Annotated in this window: 20 protein-coding genes and 1 pseudogene; 9 read left to right on the top strand and 12 right to left on the bottom strand. The window is 56.5% G+C overall.

Going from position 1 to position 19,423, the window contains the following annotated elements:
- Positions 1 to 112: 112 nt before the first annotated feature.
- The 3 genes from MED193_RS18880 to MED193_RS18870 are packed head-to-tail and all read right to left on the bottom strand — an operon-like array spanning position 113 to position 2,707.
- On the bottom strand, positions 113 to 1,006 hold the full coding sequence (locus MED193_RS18880) for an inorganic polyphosphate/ATP-NAD kinase (protein WP_009811372.1): 894 nt from the start codon (positions 1,004 to 1,006) through the stop codon (positions 113 to 115).
- 1 nt (position 1,007) lies between these two features.
- Positions 1,008 to 2,027: an SPFH domain-containing protein gene (locus MED193_RS18875; protein WP_009811371.1), complete on the bottom strand. Its 1,020-nt coding sequence runs from the start codon at positions 2,025 to 2,027 to the stop codon at positions 1,008 to 1,010.
- Positions 2,028 to 2,032: 5 nt separating this feature from the next.
- Positions 2,033 to 2,707 (bottom strand): NUDIX domain-containing protein, encoded by a 675-nt coding sequence (locus MED193_RS18870; protein WP_009811370.1) that lies wholly within the window; start codon positions 2,705 to 2,707, stop codon positions 2,033 to 2,035.
- A gap of 402 nt (positions 2,708 to 3,109) precedes the next feature.
- On the opposite strand from MED193_RS18870, the gene MED193_RS18865 reads away from it, so the two are divergent.
- The 6 genes and pseudogenes from MED193_RS18865 to MED193_RS18845 all read left to right on the top strand — a co-directional run bounded on the left by MED193_RS18865 (position 3,110) and on the right by MED193_RS18845 (position 6,527).
- Positions 3,110 to 3,631, top strand: coding sequence for a glutathione peroxidase (locus MED193_RS18865; protein WP_039966404.1), 522 nt, complete (start codon positions 3,110 to 3,112; stop codon positions 3,629 to 3,631).
- Positions 3,631 to 4,032: a thiol-disulfide oxidoreductase DCC family protein gene (locus MED193_RS18860; protein WP_009811368.1), complete on the top strand. Its 402-nt coding sequence runs from the start codon at positions 3,631 to 3,633 to the stop codon at positions 4,030 to 4,032. Before MED193_RS18865 ends, MED193_RS18860 begins: the two co-directional genes overlap by 1 nt.
- A 44-nt stretch (positions 4,033 to 4,076) precedes the next feature.
- On the top strand, positions 4,077 to 4,529 hold the full coding sequence (locus MED193_RS18855) for a TspO/MBR family protein (RefSeq protein WP_039967055.1): 453 nt from the start codon (positions 4,077 to 4,079) through the stop codon (positions 4,527 to 4,529).
- Between the two features lie 441 nt (positions 4,530 to 4,970).
- Positions 4,971 to 5,474, top strand: a complete 504-nt coding sequence (locus MED193_RS18850) for an aggregation factor core protein MAFp3, isoform C (protein WP_157041420.1) — start codon at positions 4,971 to 4,973, stop codon at positions 5,472 to 5,474.
- 18 nt (positions 5,475 to 5,492) lie between these two features.
- Positions 5,493 to 5,588 (top strand): annotated as a pseudogene (locus tag MED193_RS23410) (Stealth CR1 domain-containing protein); the annotation flags it as partial.
- Positions 5,589 to 5,591: 3 nt separating this feature from the next.
- The gene (locus MED193_RS18845; RefSeq protein WP_254655476.1) at positions 5,592 to 6,527 is read left to right on the top strand and encodes a hypothetical protein; all 936 of its coding nucleotides are present in this window, start codon (positions 5,592 to 5,594) and stop codon (positions 6,525 to 6,527) included.
- Positions 6,528 to 6,563: 36 nt separating this feature from the next.
- Here the strand turns inward: MED193_RS18845 and MED193_RS18840 are convergent, their stop codons facing one another.
- Entirely contained in the window at positions 6,564 to 7,037 is a 474-nt protein-coding gene (locus tag MED193_RS18840) for an Lrp/AsnC family transcriptional regulator (protein ID WP_009811364.1), read from the bottom strand.
- Here MED193_RS18840 and MED193_RS18835 point away from each other — a divergent pair.
- Complete coding sequence (locus MED193_RS18835) at positions 6,999 to 8,270, top strand: glycine cleavage T C-terminal barrel domain-containing protein (protein WP_254655475.1); 1,272 nt, start codon at positions 6,999 to 7,001, stop codon at positions 8,268 to 8,270. The two genes, MED193_RS18840 and MED193_RS18835, sit on opposite strands and share 39 nt — an antisense overlap.
- Positions 8,271 to 8,357: 87 nt before the next feature.
- Here MED193_RS18835 and MED193_RS18830 read toward each other — a convergent pair whose 3' ends face one another.
- A complete protein-coding gene (locus MED193_RS18830; protein ID WP_009811362.1) occupies positions 8,358 to 8,924 on the bottom strand; it encodes a cysteine hydrolase family protein in 567 nt (188 codons plus the stop codon).
- Positions 8,925 to 9,012: 88 nt separating this feature from the next.
- Between MED193_RS18830 and MED193_RS18825 the strand changes: the two genes are divergently transcribed.
- A complete protein-coding gene (locus MED193_RS18825; protein WP_039966403.1) occupies positions 9,013 to 9,948 on the top strand; it encodes a GlxA family transcriptional regulator in 936 nt (311 codons plus the stop codon).
- Between the two features lie 31 nt (positions 9,949 to 9,979).
- On the opposite strand, the gene MED193_RS18820 is transcribed toward MED193_RS18825, so the two are convergent.
- The 7 genes from MED193_RS18820 to MED193_RS18790 all read right to left on the bottom strand — a co-directional run bounded on the left by MED193_RS18820 (position 9,980) and on the right by MED193_RS18790 (position 18,347).
- Positions 9,980 to 11,371, bottom strand: a complete 1,392-nt coding sequence (locus MED193_RS18820; RefSeq protein ID WP_009811360.1) for a M20 family metallopeptidase — start codon at positions 11,369 to 11,371, stop codon at positions 9,980 to 9,982.
- Positions 11,368 to 12,933, bottom strand: coding sequence for a gamma-glutamyltransferase family protein (locus MED193_RS18815; protein ID WP_009811359.1), 1,566 nt, complete (start codon positions 12,931 to 12,933; stop codon positions 11,368 to 11,370). The genes MED193_RS18820 and MED193_RS18815 overlap by 4 nt, the downstream gene beginning before the upstream one ends.
- The gene (locus MED193_RS18810) at positions 12,930 to 13,913 is read right to left on the bottom strand and encodes an ABC transporter ATP-binding protein (protein ID WP_009811358.1); all 984 of its coding nucleotides are present in this window, start codon (positions 13,911 to 13,913) and stop codon (positions 12,930 to 12,932) included. Before MED193_RS18810 ends, MED193_RS18815 begins: the two co-directional genes overlap by 4 nt.
- Complete coding sequence (locus tag MED193_RS18805; protein WP_009811357.1) at positions 13,910 to 14,905, bottom strand: ABC transporter ATP-binding protein; 996 nt, start codon at positions 14,903 to 14,905, stop codon at positions 13,910 to 13,912. The genes MED193_RS18810 and MED193_RS18805 overlap by 4 nt, the downstream gene beginning before the upstream one ends.
- A gap of 3 nt (positions 14,906 to 14,908) precedes the next feature.
- Positions 14,909 to 15,805: an ABC transporter permease gene (locus MED193_RS18800; protein ID WP_039966400.1), complete on the bottom strand. Its 897-nt coding sequence runs from the start codon at positions 15,803 to 15,805 to the stop codon at positions 14,909 to 14,911.
- 1 nt (position 15,806) lies between these two features.
- Positions 15,807 to 16,724: an ABC transporter permease gene (locus MED193_RS18795; RefSeq protein ID WP_009811355.1), complete on the bottom strand. Its 918-nt coding sequence runs from the start codon at positions 16,722 to 16,724 to the stop codon at positions 15,807 to 15,809.
- 99 nt (positions 16,725 to 16,823) lie between these two features.
- Complete coding sequence (locus MED193_RS18790; protein ID WP_009811354.1) at positions 16,824 to 18,347, bottom strand: ABC transporter substrate-binding protein; 1,524 nt, start codon at positions 18,345 to 18,347, stop codon at positions 16,824 to 16,826.
- Positions 18,348 to 18,487: 140 nt separating this feature from the next.
- On the opposite strand from MED193_RS18790, the gene MED193_RS18785 reads away from it, so the two are divergent.
- Entirely contained in the window at positions 18,488 to 19,249 is a 762-nt protein-coding gene (locus MED193_RS18785; protein ID WP_009811353.1) for an IclR family transcriptional regulator, read from the top strand.
- Positions 19,250 to 19,423 lie beyond the last annotated feature (174 nt).

Below are 19,423 nucleotides of genomic sequence, written 5' to 3'. Positions count from 1 at the left end.
CGCAAACACACTATCCAAAAACCGCGACAACCAGCCCAACCTGAGCTTCAGGTCTGACCCCACCGTGCCAATACTGCTGCCCAAGAAACGTTAGGACCAATTGAGGGCCTTTTCACACAACCAGTGACAATCGGCGCTCTGCCAATGCGATCTGCGCCTGGGTGCCCCAATCGAAAGGCAGGAAATCCTGCTCAATCCCATCCGCAAAGATCACACCACCTTCGTTCATCCGAGACAGTACCGATAGCTGCCTTTGTTCTGCGATTTCACCCGCTGCAATGTCACAGCCACTGGTCCGACTTGGCCAGGGTTCGCGCGCAAAGAACGCAGCCCGACGCTCTTCTGGTGCAATTTCAAAGGTGCGGTGAGTGGCGGTCATAATGGATTTCGCCCAGCCCGTCAGCCCGGTGCCCGTGGCAATGATCATTCCGCTGGAAGATTGGAACTCTTCCGAACCATCGACTTGCACAACGTAGCGGGCAGACTGGTGGGAGCGATGACCGATGAATATTTCATTCAAAGCCAGCAATGTTAGCCCATCACCGGCGTTGGCCTCGACCATCGCACGGGCCTGAATGTCGATATCAGCGTTCGCGGCGGCTTTGAGTAACTTCGGCAAACGATCTACTCCGTGACGGATCAACACATTCTCGGATGAGGCCGGATCAGGGGATACCCCAATCACGGGCTGACCGTCCAAATACTTGGCAATATTCGCAACCAGCCCGTCTTGGCCGACAGGTACGACAATATCTTCTGGGCGAAACAGAAAGCGATTCAGATCCTGGCGGAGCACATGAACAAAGGACCAATCAGCAGGTACAATTTCTTTTGCGGCAGCCAGGGCGCGGGATTGCAACGCCTCCCGCTCATCCAGTTCTGCCATTTTTTGGCCTCGGGAGGACAGGAAGAACTCAGCCTGCCCCCGTGTGCCGTGCTTGGCCAACAAGGCGGCATATTCTGTCTCTCTGGACACAAGCACAACACGCGGGTTTAGGCTGCCCATCTTACGTCTCCATCGCGGGCGATGTCATTATCGCCTTGGCCTGTTGGATCATCCCGGACAGCATGTCAGGGCTGACGGTCAAGCTATCGATCTTTTCCAGCTTGCCCGCGAATTCTTGTGCAGCAAGGGCAAACATGACCGAAGCGGGGACCGACGCAATGGCGTCCATGCGGGCCTTTTCCATGTCGGCGGCGGCCTGTTCCACCGCACGGATACGCTTAGCTTCAGCTTCGGCACCGATAATCTTGGCGGCGCTGTCAGCTTCAACCATGATACGTTTGGCTCCGGCCTTCGCTTCTGCCTCAGACCTTGCGTTGGCATCCTCACGCGCAATCAAATCCTTACGGCGCGATGCCAGCTCAATCTGATTTTGCAGCTCGTTTTCGGCAATTGCCCGTTCCTTATCCACCGCCAAAGCACGACGCGAGAAAGTCGCTTCGTCCGCTTTTTGCTGCAGGCTTTCAAAGGTTGGGGCCTGCAAGGCGCGGTACAGCTCTGAACTTGGAGACAAGGCTGAAACACGAATGCTCACCACCTCTAAACCCATAGCCTGTAAGGTTGGGTCAGCGTCAAACCCCACAGCAATCGCGGCTTGGATCGGCGACAATCCGGCCTCGAGCAAATCCCGCACCTCTTTGTCTTTCAGGTAGTCGTCAGCAAACTCACGGACCAGCCCAGTCAGAACTGATTTGATATGCTCCTCTGGCTTACCCAGGCGCCCTCCTTTGTTGATGTCGATGCCAAAATCGACACGAGATGCAATCTTGTCAGCATCGCCAACTCGCCAAATGACCGATCCCTGGACAGCCAAATCCTGATAATCAGACGACTGTCCTTTGATCATAAAGATAAGTTCGCGGTCATTCATTGGAATTTCAGTCAAAGAGGCACCATTGGGATCAAACCAAAAGGACAAACCTTTGCCTGATTTCCTAAGCCTCCCTTTGCGAAAATACTGAATGTGCTGCGATGCCTCAGCGCGCAGTTGGTTAGCGATAAAATAGCGTTTGATCTGTGCCATCGGCCTTACTCCTTTGACTTGACTTCATACAGTTCGGCTGGGCGATATGCTCCGCCGCTCTCGAACTCGCCCGTTGGGACGATCATCCCCCGATCCAGCAGTTTACGTCGGAAAGGGGGTTTCTTCAGCGGGGTCCCCAGAATGGCCTCGTGGACTTGTTGCACTTCACGCAGGGTGAAACGCTCCCCCAGCAGCGCAAAGCCAACAGGCGTATAATTCAGCTTGCCTCGCAACCGCTTGACTACATCGCCGAGGATGTAAGCGTGATCAAAGGCAAGGGGCAGTGGAATGCCATTCCTCTGCGCCGCCGCTGGGCCGCCCGTCTCGCCCTCCCAGTCAACGCTGATCTTTGCAAGATTTGCGTCACGCAACACCTCGGCTGGACAAAGAGCGAGGTAAACGATGCTGATCACGCGACCACGTGGGTCTCGGTCAAGCGCGCCATAAGTGGCAAGCTGTTCGAAATGAACGGGTTTGGCGCCAACCTTTTCGCTCAACACACGTTCAACGCAATCTTCGAGCGCTTCGTCAATGTGTACAAAGCCACCGGGCATCGCCCAACCTGCTACGTTCTTTGCAGGACGGTCGACCAGCAGCACATGTAGGTCCCCGTCAATAACAGTCAGTATCGCAAGGTCGATCGCGATACTAGGTTTTGCATATCCATCAAGGTTGGCCATAGTTATATCCTATTTAGTTATTACCTATTTAGATATAAGTAAAAGGTTGGTCAACCCCTGTTCCAGAACTCGGATATCTTTCTGCTTGGATGGATGCTGCTTCGCAGCCGCCTGCATTGCAGCACCCGCCCGCTTTGGGTCAAAGGAAGCCCAGAACCGATACACCTGAGGCGCTGACAGGAAGGGAACGCCCAGCCTTAGTCGGCTTCGCCTCTTCTAAAGGACAGCCCCACAAGAGCCCCAGAGCGGGCGAAGGGCAGAACTCATTCCACTGCGAGCCCCACAAACACTGGGCTGCAATCTTGGGAGGGGCGTCTTGGCAGGTCTGCGCAGAACGTGGGGAAAGCCGAGGTGATCCAAACGCACTTTGGCTGCGTAGCCTTACTACAAGGAGAAGCCGACATGGGTAGAATATTCGTTTTGATGGTGTCCATTCTCGCGGGTTATCAAGTGCGAGCTTTGGATTTAGCAACCCCATTTTCATCCATTGATGGGGGGAGCCTGGCACTGTCAGAGTGGCAAGGACAGCCGATACTGATTGTGAATACGGCTTCCAAATGTGGCTTCACAAAGCAATACAGCGGTCTTCAGAGCCTCTATGACTATTACCGTGACGAAGGACTCATTGTCGTTGCGGTTCCGTCTAACGACTTCCGGCAAGAGCTGACAACGGACGAACAGGTCAAGAATTTCTGCGAGCTGCAGTTCGGAATTGATCTGCCCATGGCAGCCATCACCAAAGTCTCAGGGCCGCAGGCGCATCCCTTCTACCATTCATTAATGCTGGAGACTGGTTTTGCCCCTAAGTGGAATTTCACCAAAGTTCTGATCAGTCCAGAGGGGGAACTTGTGGCAACCTACAGTCCCAGCACCAGGCCACTCTCTTCTCAAATCCGGCGTGACATCGAAGCTCTTCTGCAGTGATGACAGATCCCCTGCTCCCCCCGCGAAAGCTCACGGTGTTTTATGACGGATCCTGCCCATTGTGCGCCACCGAAATTGAGGTCTACAAACGGGCAGATCGCAACCAATCGCTGTGCTTTGTAGATGTCTCCGCTGAGGGGTTTTCCGGCGATAATGAGATTACCCAGGCGCAGGCATTGGCAAGGTTCCATGTACGTCTACCGGATGGGCGACAGACATCGGGCGCGCGAGGCTTCATTGAGGTCTGGCGTGTTCTCCCCTCCTGGCGTTGGGTGTCGATATTGGCGGACACACCCGGTATCGCCAGTTTTCTTGAGCTGTTTTACCGCCTATTCCTACCAATACGGCCGTTAATCGCAGGCTGCATGCGCGGCTACCGCCGCATCCTGCGTAAGAAATGAAACTGACTTGGCGACGTGCCAATCCCAACCTAGGTCGGATGCAAATGAAACAACTCACCACCTTGCTGCTGTTCTTGATTGGTGTGATGGGCGGAGGGATATTGATCGGCATTCTAACCGCGCCGGGCGATTGGTACGCCGCCTTGCAAAAACCCTTTTTCAATCCGCCAAACTGGATATTTGGGCCGGTCTGGACCCTGCTATATCTGGCTATTGCCTATATCGGTTGGCGCCTGTGGCTACAGCCAGAACAGGCGGTTTTGCGAGGGCTCTGGAGCCTGCAAATGGGGTTGAACTTTCTATGGTCCCCGGCATTTTTTGCGGCTCAAATGCCGGTCTTGGCCCTCCTAATCATCCTCCTGCTATTGGGCGCAATTTCGCTCTTCGTAAGGCGTGCATGGCAGTCTGACCGGCTTCTGGCCGTGCTGTTTGTGCCCTATGTCGCTTGGGTGGGATTTGCGACAGCCCTAAATGCTGCAATCGTTTTCCTCAATTAGCAAACGGATACCCCCCAAAAGCCATTGCCCCCCTGGCTGGTAGTTTTTGGGAGGTCGACGGCGCATGACGGTATTTTCACCGCAAAGATCATCGTGAAACAGAGAAATGTGCCCGCTGGTGATCCAAGGATCGAAACCCTCCGTATCAATATCAATGCGCATTGTGCAGGCAGTAACCGGATGGAAAAATCACATCTCCCAGAGGCTTCCCCGCGTCGATGGAAACCCTTGAGGGATGGTGAGCAGAGTAAGAACGCGCCGTTCGCCAGATTAAAGCCAGACTAAAGACGGTGTAAACACCGCCAAACATGCCCGAACAACACGCTGAAAAATGAACAGCGTTCCGGCGATCCTTAGCCGGTAGCACGCACATAGAACTGAACTGGATCCAAGACGCTGTCGATGAGCGTCATTGATAAAAAACGAATGATTGGGAACACGATGAAAACATTTGCTCTATTTGCGGTATCGGTGATGTTGTCCACCCCGGCACTGGCCGAGGTAAAAGTATCCTTTATCGAAGGCGCGCCAAAAGACCGGTTCGTGATTGCCAACTCCGGTCACTGCGATCTGGCCTCGACCATCGTCAGGATAGACCTGTCGACGGCGGCCACTGGGCTGGTGTTTGACGTCACTGACAGCGGAGCAGGTGTTGCGGTCTATCAACCTTTCGAACTTGTCTCAGGCCAAAATGTCGTTCGCCACCACTCATCAATCGCAGACGGCGACACCGCTGTCACCTTGGAGCTCGACAGCCTAGCTTCAGGTCAATCCGTCGATTTTACAATTGATATCGACGATACAGGTGGCAGCACTGAAACTATGGTCGCGGGGAGCGAAATCATTGGGGCCGAAGTAACGGTCACCACGCTGGGGCAAGACTATCTCGAAACCATGTCCGGCCAATCACAGGCCATCCTGACAATTTCAGGCTGCGCAGCGTAAACGGATTTGAAATACAATATGTCCCAACAACACGATACTCCTTGCGGCCCAATTGATGCTGTTATCACCTGGGTAAACGGAAGTTCCGAAAGCCATATGCGCAAGCGGAACCTGTATATGGAACAGGCTGAGGCTCCGCTGCACGAAAACGCCACCAATCCGCATCGGTGGGCCTGCAACGATGAAATCTTGTACTGTCTGCAATCCATAGAAAACCACGCCCCTTGGGTGGGTCAAATCTGGATCGTGGTCGACGAGGAAACGCCTGACCTACAGGCGCTCTCTGCCAAGCTCAGAGCCAAGGTCAAGTTTGTCTTTCATCGCGAAATCTTTGCTGGGTTCACGCATTTTCTCCCAACGTTTAACTCCCTGGCCATCGAGACCATGCTGTGGAGGATTCCTGGGCTCAGCGAGCGGTTCATGTACTTTAACGATGATGTGTTCCTGAGCGCACCGTTAAACCCGACAGATGTTTTTCAAGGGCTTGCCCCGGTTCTGCGCGGACAATGGGTAGACTACGGGGCGTCGCTACAGAGCCCGCTCATGCGGCGGGACCCGGCCAAGTTCAACCATTACATGCAACGAAATGCCGCCCGGATTTTGGGGTTTGACGATAGCCGATTATTCGCAGCCGCGCATGTTGTTCACCCGATGCGACGCTCCGTCATGGCACGGCTGTTTGACCGACACACAGGTGCTTTTGTCGACAATATTCGCCACCGTTTTCGCGATCTCAGTCAGTTCTTACCACAGGGACTTCATAACCACGCCAGCATAGCGGCCCAGGACGCTGTGCTCATGCTCACCAAGGACCACCTGCATATCAAAAGCGGGCAAGGGCGTGATCGCTGCCCAACTGAAACGGTCTCCTTGTTGGGGAAAGCATCCAAGTCGGCGTTTAAATTTCTATGCGTGAACGACCTTCCTCAACTAGAATTGGTCGTTCCCGAGGCCCGGGAATGGATCAGTTTAGCGATAGGGGGTTTCGTCGAACACCAAACATTGCACATCGGTCCCCAACGGCGCCTGGTCCCCGAAAGCCTTCCTGCGTAGCCCCAGGAACAAAGGGGTTGGAAAGCATTGCCTCATTCATGTCTTATCGTCAAAGGCATCGCAGGGAATGGCTGGGTCGTCCTTGTAGGTCTCAGAAATGAAATGTGTCGTATAGCGAACGATGCTTTCGTCACCATCAAACAAACGGTCGCAGGTCTCTTGATATTCGACCATATTCTGGAAATTGCCGATTAAGATCGCGTCCACGTCTCCGGTAACGCCATAGGCATAGGTAATGGCAGCCTCTGATCGAACCCGCCTTGCAAAGGCTTCTCGATCCAGTCGTGTGTGGTCCTTGGTCGTGGCTGTAATGATCGCCTTCAGGCCACGACCAAGCTTGGCTGCATCGGCAAGAAAGATATTTTTGGTCAAGATCCCCGATCTCTGCAACGCCTGAACCCGGCGCAAACAGGTCGAAGGGGTCGAATTGACCTCTTCGGCCAGTTCCGCATTTGTCATGTTGCCGCGCCTTTGCAGGGCCTCAATGATCCGGGTGTTCAGTCTATCCATGAAGAGCCTGCAATATTACGCCATTTTGACGAAGATATTGACCACATTTTGCACAAAAAACCTATAGGCATGAGGACGAAATCAACGCTCTGGCCAAACAGGAGAAATCACGTGACGTTCCAAATAGGTATCGGCCCGAACATCAGAAAATCAGTTTATTTCGATGCTGTCCTCGCCGATGGCGTTTCATCCTTTTCTGTTTATAATCATATGCTTATTCCGGCGATCTTTGGAAACCCGCAAGCTGAATACGACAGTTTGATGACCGGCGTGGCGATGTGGGATGTGGCGGCGCAGCGCCAAGTTGAAATTTCAGGCCCAGATGCCGCGCAATTGATCCAGTACTTGACCACGCGCGATGTAAGCAAAACCAAAATTGGCCAGGGCCGGTATGTCCCGATCTGCAATCATGAAGGCATGTTGATCAATGATCCGGTCTTGTTGAAGCTTGCCTCAGATCGGTATTGGCTTTCGATTGCAGACAGCGATATCGAACTCTGGGCCAGTGCGATTGCCGCCGAACGCGGGTGGGATGTCCGGGTCTTTGAGCCGGATGTGTCACCACTCGCCATTCAGGGCCCCAAAGCTGAATCCTTGGTTGCCGACCTGTTTGGCTCCAGGGTGAAGGAGTTCAAGTACTTTGGGTTTGAGCAGACTGAACTGCAGGGGATCCCTCTTGTTCTGGCGCGTTCTGGATGGTCTAAACAGGGGGGCTTTGAGCTCTACCTGCAGGATGGATCACGCGGCGTCGAATTGTGGAATATTGTTAAGGCGGCAGGCGCTGCCTACGGTATTCGTCCGGGTGCACCCAATGATATAGAGCGTCTCGAAAGCGGATTGGTATCTTATGGGGCCGATGGCCGTCTACAAACAACCCCATGTAATCCCTTTGAGATTTCTTTAGGAAAGCTGGTTGATTTCGACAAATCAGATGACTTTGTCGGACGCAAAGCCCTCTTGAAAATCAAGAAAGAAGGCGTGAAGCGCCGACGTGTTGGCTATGTCATCTCTGGGGCTCCGATCCAGGCATGTCAGCATTCTCTGGAGGTGCGAGATGCGCTTGGGCAGATCGTCGGCATCCTGAGTGACTTTGTCTACTCGCCCAGATTTTCACGAAACATCGGCGTTGGAATGATCGCGGCGGAGGTCGCGGATGACGCTTCGGATTTGGTGATCCTGTTGGATGGCGCACCCCGTCAAATCACCATCAAGGAGCAGCCCTTTAGGTTCTAACAGACCCTGCGGTGCCCCCACAGGAACGGGGGCACCGCACAGGCAAGACGCCTTCAAAGTAGTGCACGCAGAGATGCTGCTCGACCGTCAGTCCCGCAGCTTATCCAGGCTTTGAGAAGTGTTCTCAACATCGGCGTAGCTGGCGGCCAGGGGCGCCATGATCGCAGCATGGACCATCTCAGAAGGGACATTAACGCCATCATGCGTCACGTTTGCAGCGGCACAAGCGTCATGGGCCACGGTCACCTTGAAACCTAGATCAACGGCGGCACGGACGGTCGCATCGACACACATCTGGCTCATGGCACCGCAGACAAGAAGATGTTCGACCTGCCCTGCCCGCAATTCGTCTTCCAGAGAGGTGCCAACAAAACTGTTCGGCCTGGGTTTTTCGATGATGGTCTCCGCCGCCTCCGGGCTGACCCAGTCATGGAGCTCGGCGCCAGCTGTGCCAGGTTTGAAAAACGGGGCTTCACTCGACGCCATAACATGCTTGATATGAATCACCCTTGTACCGCTATTGCGTGCCGCCAAAAGCAAACGTGCGGCATTTTCCGTGGCCGCCTCCATGGCCGGTAGAGGCATTAGGCTTCCGGAAAAGCTCGGGAAATAATCGTTCTGGATATCGATCATAAGCAGCGCAGTTTTGGTCATTTTGTCCTCATCTCAATTTTCGTTAGTACCGAACCTGAGTTTACTCCCGCACGCCCTCCAGATACGATTGGCAGATATGACAAACAATATGCCAGATCCGCCATTCGGTGCCTGCATCGGCATCATCGCCTATGACGGCGTTCAACAATCCGCTCTGCATGGGTTGGGTGAGATGTTCGACGTGGCGAACCGGAATGCGCAAGAGGACGCAGGGCGAAAGATAACGCATCAGATTTTGACACCTTCGGAAATCGCTGCAGCCGCCAAACTCGACGCCATCATTCTGCCCCCCAATCTGACAGGGGCACGGGGGGCGGAGGATCACGATCTGCACCTGTGGATCCGAGATCGGCATCTTGCGGGCACCGCAGTTTGCTCCGCCTGTGCGGGCAGTTATTGGCTCGGCTATGCGGGTATTTTGGATGGGCGCCCCGCAACGACCCATTGGGCGCTAGAGGAAGACTTCACGTCGACCTTTCCAGAGGTTCATCTCAGCCCAGAACATATTTTGGTGGATGACAATGATATTGTCACAGCCGGCGGCGTTATGGCCTGGGTCGATTTAGGGATACACCTGATTGGTCGCTGGCTCGGTCCAAGCGTCGTGTCGCGCACCTGTCGCCAGATGTTGATCGACCCAACCGGACGGGAACAAAGCAACTATCGCTCATTTCGGCCAAACATGGGGCACAATGATCCGGTAATTCGTCAGCTTCAGCTTTGGATGGAAAGCAATACCGAAGCCGATCTGACCGTCAAAGCACTTGCCCTCCAAACAGGGCTTACCGAACGTTCACTGCATCGCAAGTTTTCCAATAGCACAGACCTATCCATAAATCGCTATGTTCAGGAACTGAGGGTTGAAAAAGCAAAAGGATTATTAGAACTCACCGTGCTGTCGATTAGCGAGGTGTGCTGGAGCGTTGGATATCAGGATGTATCCGCCTTTAACCGTCTTTTCAAATCCATATCGGGCATTAGCGCAGGTGAATATAGGCATCGCTTCAAGATCAGCGCCCCATAACGCGCCCCTATCACCTGTTGCCAGTTCCCAGTTACCCACCTCGAAACCCGCTTGCCCCGATGTCCCAGAACACCCCTGCCATCACCCGCAATGCGTCACGGCAAACCGGCTTTAACACATGTTCATTTGGCGCATGCTGTGAGCATCCCCGATAAGAATGCGGCACCCAGATGGTTGGCAAGCCCAGAATATCCGTGAAACTGTCATTGGGCAGCGACCCAGCAAGATTGGGTAAAACGTGCAAATCCCCCGCGGTTTCGCGGATCGACGCGCCTACGAACTGCGCCCAGGGATGAGTAGGGTCCAGCCGAGTGGCTGCAAAAAATCCGCGGTCGTGCTGCCGGATTTGAACCTGCTCAAAACCATGGGCATCAAGGTGGCGACGCAGCGCGGGCAACACGTTTTCCGGGTCAGTACCGACCACAAAGCGCAGCTGACATGTGGCCCGTGCCCATCCGGAAATCGCATTGACCGGGGCCTCTGGCACCCCAGAGACCATGGCCAATACTGCAAAGCTGTTCCAGCCAAAGGCGCGTTCAGCCGGGGTCAGGCTTTCCTCACCCCAATCTGGGTTGACCTCAGGGCCGTCTCCCCCTGCCACGGGAAGATCACGCAGGGCATCGCGCACCGTATCGGTCAGGCTGTCCGGGCGCCATTCGGGCACCTTGATCTGGCCACGCACATCGGTGATGCAAGCCAGCGCATGGGCCAGGATCATCGCAGGATCTGCAAGAAGCCCGCCCCAGTTGCCGGAATGATGCGCGCCTTCATGGGTTTCAACCACCAGGTCAAAATTTGTTCCCCCGCGCGATCCCATGAACATTGTCGGCACGTCCGGCTGCAGGCGTGGGCCATCGGAGGCGATCAAGACATCCGCCGTCAGCCGGTCCTTATGGGTCTGGAAAACTTCGGGCAGGCCAACAGAGCCGACCTCTTCGCTCATCTCCAAAACGATCCGCGTGTTGAAGCCGAGACTGCCGCGCGTCGCCAGAACGGACTCGAGAGCCGCGATATTGATCAGATGTTGGCTCTTGTTGTCTGCCGTGCCGCGTCCATAGAGGCGATCCCCCTCTTCGGTGATTTCCCAGGGCTCCAAGCCCTCGCGCCACATCCCCTCTTGGCCCAGCACGGTATCGCCATGCCCATAGGTCAGGATGGTAGGCAGATCCGCGCCTTCATGTCGTTCGCCCAAGAGCAGAGGACCGCCTTTGGGATCGGGATTGTCAATCAGCTCACAGGTAAACCCCATGGCTTCAAGACGGGGCTGCATCGCCTCTGTCAAGTAGCGCAGAGATTCCGCCTGGGCTGCGGGGTTTGGATTTTGGCTTTCGCTGCGATAGGACACAAGGCGCGCAAGATCGGACTGAAAGCCACCGGTTTCGAAATACTGAGTGGCTTTGGCAAGGGCGGTTTCTCTGGTCATCGGATCTCTTCAAGGGCTGCGTCACCCCAAGGTGACATGATTTCTGTACATCCGGAGTTCACTGCGTCATCGCGCATCACCCCGGCAGGGCAGGCAAAAGCATAAGGCGAAACGGTGCGCCGGGTGGTTTGGACCGGCATGACCTCCGCAATGGCGGACAAGACCTCCTGAGGAAGGCTATCGTCGGCGATCGCCCCTGCCCCACCAGATACGTCAATACGCGGCGCATGAAAGGCCTCGCCAATGTCCATACCTCTGTCGGTAACAAAGGAGGCCAGTTGCGCAACGGCTGAGACGATTTTGCGCCCACCTGAGGCCCCGATCGCAAAGCTGCGCGCGCCCTGGCTACCGACAATAGGGCAGACATTCATCAGGCAGGATTTGTCCGGCGCGAGCGAGTTCGGTTTTCCAGGTTCCGGGTCGAACCACATGATGCCGTTATTCATCAATAGACCTGTAGACGGAGAAACCACCCGACTGCCAAAGATAGACAGCAAGGTCTGCGTGTGTGCCACCATGTTGCCCGCTCGGTCGACAATGGAGAAATGCGTGGTGCAACCGGGGGCCTCGGGCACTTCGCCCGTGTCGCCCATGGTACCCAATCTCTCTGCGTAGGCGCGGCTCAAGGCGCGGGCATAGGCAGGATAGGCCTGCAGTGGCGCGGACAGATCCAGATCCGAAAGCTGCCCCATAACACGGGCGAAAGTCGGCCCAGCGGTCAGCCCTGGCATGACATGAAACAGCGCATCGCGATACGGCACAGCCTGCGCTCTCCCCATCCAGGCGCGATATCCGGCGAGATCCTCAGTTGTCAGGCATCCGCCCTTGGCCTGTACATCCCCGGCCATCCCCTGGGCGATATCACCGGCGTAGAACGCCCGTGGCCCACCCTTGGCAAGTGTGTCCAGCATATCAGCCATCGCGCTTTGATCCAGCCGGTTGTCCGGGATAGCCGTCCACCCAGAGGCCTTGGGCCATTTCCCATCATCCAGAAACATGGCGGCGGCATCGGTGTCTTTCGCAAGGTTGCGCGCTGTCGAGGCGATGAGCAGCGCCGCATACCAATCGACCAGCATCCCCTCTCGCGCATGGGCAATGGCCGGCGCCAGCAGATCCGCCCAGGGCATACGGCCCCAGCGCCCGTGGGCTTGTCCGATCCCATCAACTGTACCTGGCACAGCAATTGCAGTGGCACCTTCGACATTGCGGTCTGCGACCACACGCTCCCAGGGGAATAAGTCACCCGCCTTGCCTTCCCCTGACAACGGATAGTCCTCAACATTCAGGCCCTTGGGGGAACGCATGCCAAAGTTGATCGCCACGGCTTCACCGGTCTCTGCCCGCCAATGGACGGCAGCACCGCCACCAGCGGGACCGCTCATCCAGGGCTCGACAACGCCAATGGCAAAAGAGGTGGCCACTGCGGCATCGACGGCATCACCACCTGCGCGTAAAACCTCTGCCCCGGCTTCGGCGGCGAGGCGGTTCTGAGCCGCGACCACGCCGCCTGGCGTTTCGATCACATGTTTGCGGACCTCTTGGGATTTTGACAGCGCAGTCATGCCGATCGATCCTCGAACATTGGACTTTGCGGATCATGCAGGTGGCATTCCACACGCCCTGTTTCCGTCTCAAGGGGGCGCGGTGCCTGAGCAGCGCAATGCGCCGTCGCATGAGCGCAGCGCGGATGAAATGCACAGCCCGACGGAGGGTCGATAGGGTTTGGATAGGCCGTGCCCAGGGAGGTTTCCGGCACGCCCTTGCCTGGCTCAGGTGTCAGCACCGACCCCAGCAACGCGCGGGTGTAGGGGTGGCGCGGCCGCTCAAAGAGCTCTGCTACAGGGGCCTCCTCCACGATCCGGCCCAGATACATCACCGCCACGCGGCTCGCGAGGTGCTCGACCACCGCCAAATCGTGAGAAATGAACAGGTAGGTCAGGCCGAACTCCTTGCGTAGATCCCCGAGCAAGTTCAGGATCTGGCTTTGAACCGATACATCCAGCGCCGAGGTCGGCTCATCGCAGATCACGATTTCCGGCTTCATCACAAGCGCGCGAGCGATGGCCACGCGCTGGCGTTGGCCACCGGACATCTGGCTGGGATAGGTGTTGATCACCCGCCCCGGCAGGCCCACGATATCCAGTATATCCAATACCGCCTTACGCTGGCTTGCGGCGTCGCCAATGCGGTGCACCCGCAGCGGCAGAGAAATCAGATCATAGATAGATTTACGCGGGTTGAGCGAGGAATAGGGATCCTGAAAGATCGGCTGCAATCGCCCCGCCAGCGCGCGCCGGTCGAGGTCCTGCATCTTGTCCCCTTCGACCAAGACATCGCCATCGGTTGGCTTTTCAAGCCCCAGGAGCAACTTGGCCAGCGTGGACTTCCCGCAGCCGGATTCACCGACCAGCCCCAGCACCTCTCCCCTGCGCAAGGATAGGGTAACATCATTGACCGCCGTCAGCGGTTTGCGTTTGCCAAACAGTCCCTGTTTGACGCTATAGGTCTTCCTGACCTGATCAAGCGTGAGGATATCGCTCATGCGATTTCTCCTTCTTCGGACAGCGCCCCATCGGCAAAGACACAGCGAAATTCATGGCTGGGGTCACCGCGCATGGGGATCGGGTCGCGGCAGGCGGCGCTGGCATGGGGGCAACGTGTGCGAAAGGCGCAGCCGGCAACCTCGCCGACGAGTGAGGGAACAATCCCGGCAATGGTGCCCAGCGGCGCCCCGCGTGCTGTCTTACCCGGCTGCGGAATACAACGCAGCAAACCACGCGTGTAGGGATGGCTCGGGGCGGCGAAGACCTCCGTTGCCGGGCCAGTTTCCACCAGCTCCCCCGCGTACATGACGGCAACCTTGTCGGCGACCCGCGCCACCACGCCCAGATCATGTGTGATCAGGATCATCGCCATGTTCATCTCACGGGTGAGGTCAACCAACAGCCGCAGGATCTGCGCCTGAATGGTCACGTCCAGCGCCGTGGTCGGCTCGTCTGCAATCAGCAGATCAGGCTCACACATGAGCGACATGGCGATCATCACCCGCTGCCGCAGCCCGCCAGAGAGCTGATGCGGATACTGCGACAGGCGGCTTTCGGCAGCGGTGATCCCGACCTTTTCCAGCAATTCCACCGCCCGGGCGCGCGCCTGGGCTCGGCTGACCTTGCGGTGCAGCAACAGTGCTTCCATCAGCTGGTCGCCAATTGTATAGGCCGGATTGAGCGAGGTCATCGGCTCTTGAAAGATCATCGCCATACGATTGCCGCGCAGATCGCGCATCACCCGCTTGTTCGCGCTCAGCAGGTCCACATCGTCAAACCGAATTTCATCTGCCGCGCACCGGATGGATTTCCCCAGCAACCCCATGACCGCCAGCGACGTGAGGGATTTTCCTGACCCGCTTTCGCCGACAATCGAAAGGGTTTCACCGCGTTTGAGGGTAAAGTCGATCCCCCGTACCGCATGCAGCATGCCGCTGCCGGTTGGGATATCAATCGAAAGGTTCTTGACGGATAACAAGGATTTAGTCATTGGTCAGCTCCGTCCTTCAGGGGCAGTAACGTCGCGCAGACCGTCACCCATAAGATTGATCGCCAGCACCAGCACAAAAAGCACAGCCCCCGGTATCAGCACCAACCAGGGTTCGAACAGCATCATGTTCTTGCCTTCGGAGACCATCAATCCCCACGAGGGTGTCGGTGGCTGAACACCCAGGCCAAGGAAGCTGAGTGCGGCTTCGAGCAAGATGGCATGGGCCATTTCCAGCGTCACGATAACGATCAGGTTGTTAAAGACATTTGGCATGATTTCAGTCAACAGAATGCGCGGAGTTGAGGCGCCAATGACCTGCGCAGCTGCCACGTAGTCGCGGCGGCTGATCTGTAGCGTCGAGGCCCGCATCACAACGGCAAACCGATCCCACAAGAGCAGGCCCAGCACACAGATCACCACGGTCAACGACCCGCCAAGGATCGCCACAACCGCCAGCGCCACCAGCACGACCGGCATGGCCAGGCGCACATTGATGAGGAAGGTCACGACGGCGTCAACTTTACCGCCGAAATAGCCCGCAGCAACGCCCATGGCAGTACCGATCACGCCTGAAATCAATGCGGCAATGGCCCCGATCATCAAAGACACGCGTGCGCCGTAGATCAAACGTGACAGATAATCCCGGCCAAGGTGGTCGGTGCCAAGCGGGTGCTCCCAGCTGCCCCCCATGAACACCGGGGGTACCATGCGCGTCATCAGGCTTTGGGCATAGGGGTCATGCGGGGCCAAGACTGGCGCCAAAATGGCAACAAGTACCAGCAGCAGCACGACCACCATGCCAAATATCAGCCCTTTGTGCGACAGCGCGCGGGCCTTGAGAAGTTGCCTTGGCGACGGTCCGTGGATTTCGGCGGCAAGGGGGTCCATGACATCGGTCATATCAGGCACTCCGCATTCTGGGGTCAAGCCATGCGTTGAGAACGTCGGCTAGGAAAGTGAAGACGATGTAGAACATCGAAAAGACGAGGATCAGCGCCTGCACCGTCGGCAGGTCGTTGCGGGCGATACTCTCCCAGGCGAGATAGCCGGCACCGTGCAGCGCAAAAACGCTTTCCACCACGATGGAACCGCCCAGCATGAAGCCCATCTGAACTGCTGCGAGGCTGACGACGGGAATGATCGCATTGCGCAGGGCATGTTTGAACAGCACACGGGTTTCCCCCGCACCCTTGGCCCGCGCCGTTCGGATGAAGTCCGAATTCAGCACATCCAACATCCCGGCCCGGGTCAGGCGCATGATGGCTGGCATGGCATAATACCCCAGAACGATGGTGGGCATGATGAAATGACGCCAAGTGGCCGCGCCAGAGGGCGGCAACCAACCCAGTTGGATCGCGAAGACCACGATCAGGATCAGACCGAACCAGAAGGAGGGCATGGCCTGACCAGCCACAGACAGAAACAATGCCACCCGGTCAATGAGCGAGTTCGGACGGATCGCCGCAATGACACCCAATGGCACTGCTGTCACCAGCGCAAAGAGAATGCCGCATAGGCCCAGAGTCATCGTGACCTGTAGGCGCTCTGCAATCAGGCTGGCGACGGGCAGCTTGAAATAATAGCTTTCGCCGAAATCCCCACGCAGCGCCGAAAACAGCCATTCGGCGTATTGCACAAGCATGGGCCGGTCGAACCCATAGAGGCGGCGCAATGCCTCCACGTCCTCACCGCTGGCGGTTTCCCCGGCCAGCGCCGCCGCCGGATCACCTGACAGAAACAACAGGGAGAAGCTGATAAAACTGACAGTCAGGGCGACAAGCAGAGCCAACCCCAGCCGTTTAAAGATGAATGTGAGCATACCTAACCTTCCGCACGTCACAGGGGTCGCGCGTTTCTGGGGTGATCTGTCCAAAGGCAAAGAGCGGGTGAGAGGCGGCAGCCCCTCACCCTGCCGGGCTTATTTCCAGCTCATATCGACGAAGCGCAGGACTTCGTCAGAGGTGGGGGTATAGGCGACTTCGTCTTTGAACACATAGTTGGTGTTGTAGGTGAACATCGGCGCCCAGAAGGCTTCGCCGGTGATCTTTTGCAGAGCCTTGGTGTAATATTCTACACGGGTGTCAGGGGCCGTCGAGCTATCCGCCACGTTCAGCCATTCCAGGACCTCATCGTCGCGGGTGCTGTCCAGCGCGCCATGCTTGAAAAACTGGCTGACCATCGCCGAGGCATCGTTGATCGAATAGCTGCCCCAGGTCTGGAAGGACAGGGCAACTTCGCCATTCATGTTCTTCTCACGCAGCGCGGAGTATTGCAGCATGTTGAAGTTCGTGGTGATGCCCACAGCATTCAGATAGGACGTGATAGCCTCAGCGTATTGGCGGTCACGGTAGGCATAAAAATCAATGCTGAACCCATCCGGATATCCGGCTTCGGCCAACAGCGCCTTGGCCTTTTCAGGATCGTAGTCGTATTCCGTCACATCCTGTACACAGCCGAATTGGCTGGGGAAGCATGGCGTATAGACGACCTTGGAAGAGCCCTGAAGCAGGGCGTCCACCAGTTCCTGACGGTTGATCGCGTGGTTGACCGCCTGACGCACCAGCTTGTTGGTGAACGGGTTGTCCTCCCCGCTCCGGCCTGCGGCATCCATCTGCAGATATCCCACGCGCATTGTAGATTCATTGGCCACCGTGAACTGGCCCATCTGCGCCAGCTTATTGGCCTGATCAGCCGGGACCTGCCAGATCAGGTCCAGCGAGCCAGAGAACAACTCTGCCATCTGAGTGTTCACATCCGGAATCGTACGGATATCGATTGTTGCGATCTCAGGCTGCCCTTTGGGGCTATCGTGATAATTCCCGTTGGCCTCAAGCACAAAATGCTGACCCGGCACCACCTCAGTCACCTTATAGGGACCAGTGCCAACCGGCTTCAGCCCCATCCCAGAGGGGCCCGCCTCGGCGTAATACTCATTGGGATACATGGAAACCGGACCAGAAAGGAACTCGATCGCCGCCGGGAACTTCTCTTTCAAGTGGATGCGCACGGTGTAGTCGTCAATCTTTTCGGCCGATTTCATCCAGTTCACATTGCGCTGTGTCTTCACGCCATTTTCTTCGTTGGCAACGAAGTTGACAGTGAACACAACATCATCCGCATTGAAGGCTTCGCCGTTGTGGAAGGTAACGCCCTCGCGCAGCTTGAACTCTAACGTGGTGTCGTCGATCCACTCCCAGCTGGTGGCCAGGTTGCCAACATATTCGTTGGTTTCGGGATTGCGGTAAATCAAACCATCCCAGATCGCGCGCTGCAACACGACGCCTTCACGGGATGAGTTAAAGTAGCTGTCGACATTCTCCAGCTCTTTCGTGAAGGCGACGTTGAGCGTCTCCGAGGCCTTATCGGCAAGCGCGGGCATGGCAACACTGGCCATCAGTACGGCGGCTGCGAGGGTGGAACGTGTTGGTTTCTGAGCGAGCATGGCGTTTCCCTGTTGTGTTGTATGTATTATTATTTAATACTTGAGGTTGCTATATAATCATCCTAGCAAAATGAAGCGACCGGATGTCAAGGCCTTGCTTGCAAAAAGCACCTTTTCAAGACCGCAGGAGGAGAAAACGAATGGAAAAAAAGCAGGACAACCTCTACGTTAGCACCCTTGCACGGGGGCTAAAGATCCTGCGCGCGTTCGACGAATCGCATGTTTCGCTCTCGCTCACCGATCTGGTGTCACGTACCGGGCTGGAAAAAAGCGCGGTTCAGCGCATGGCACACACTCTTCACCTGGAAGGAATGCTCGAACGCGATCCCAACACCCGGCGATTTCGCCCGAGCCATGCCTGGCTGCAACTGGCCTACGCCTACTATTGGTCGGACCCAGTTATCGCCAGCGCCTTGCCAAAGCTGATCGAATTCAGCCATGCCAATGGTGAAACGATCAACCTCGCGCAACTGTCTGGGGACCACATCATCTATTCCCTGCGACTGCCGAACCATCGCACCCATTTTGCATCCAGTATTGTCGGGCGCCGCCTGCCCGCACTGAACACGGCAGCTGGACGCGTTATGCTGTCTACCAGAAGCGATGATGAAATCGCCGAGGCCTGCGCCAACTGGCCAGTGCTACAGCAGACGCCAAAAACGCTCACAGACCGCGCAGAAATCGCCAATAGCATACGGGCTGCGCGACAGGATGGGTTTTGCATTACCCGCGATCAAATGCTGTTGAACGAAATCAGTCTTTCGGCGCCTGTGAAAGGAACAGATGGGATCGCCCATACCGCCGTGCAGATTTCAATTTCAGCAATCGCCGTTAACGAAGACGAGGTGGTTGAGAAATTTCTGCGACCCCTATTGGATACAACGGCAGGCATTCTTGGTTGAAAGGACAATCTGAGAGGCGCCTTGCCCCCAAATAGGGAAAACCGCGCCAGAGCAGGACGCCCGTTCAACCTAACAGCCCTGGTTGCTCTGCGTCGACCATCGCCGAGCAGAGCCATGGGTTGCCCACCTGAAGTGCCCCACAACAGCGACCGGCTGTGGGGCTGACTTCACCAA

It is taken from the genome of Roseobacter sp. MED193 (genome assembly GCF_000152965.1).
Classification (GTDB): Bacteria; Pseudomonadota; Alphaproteobacteria; order Rhodobacterales; family Rhodobacteraceae; genus Pseudophaeobacter.
The sequence above is the reverse complement of the archived record's forward strand: the minus strand, read 5'-3'. Positions and strand labels throughout refer to the sequence as shown.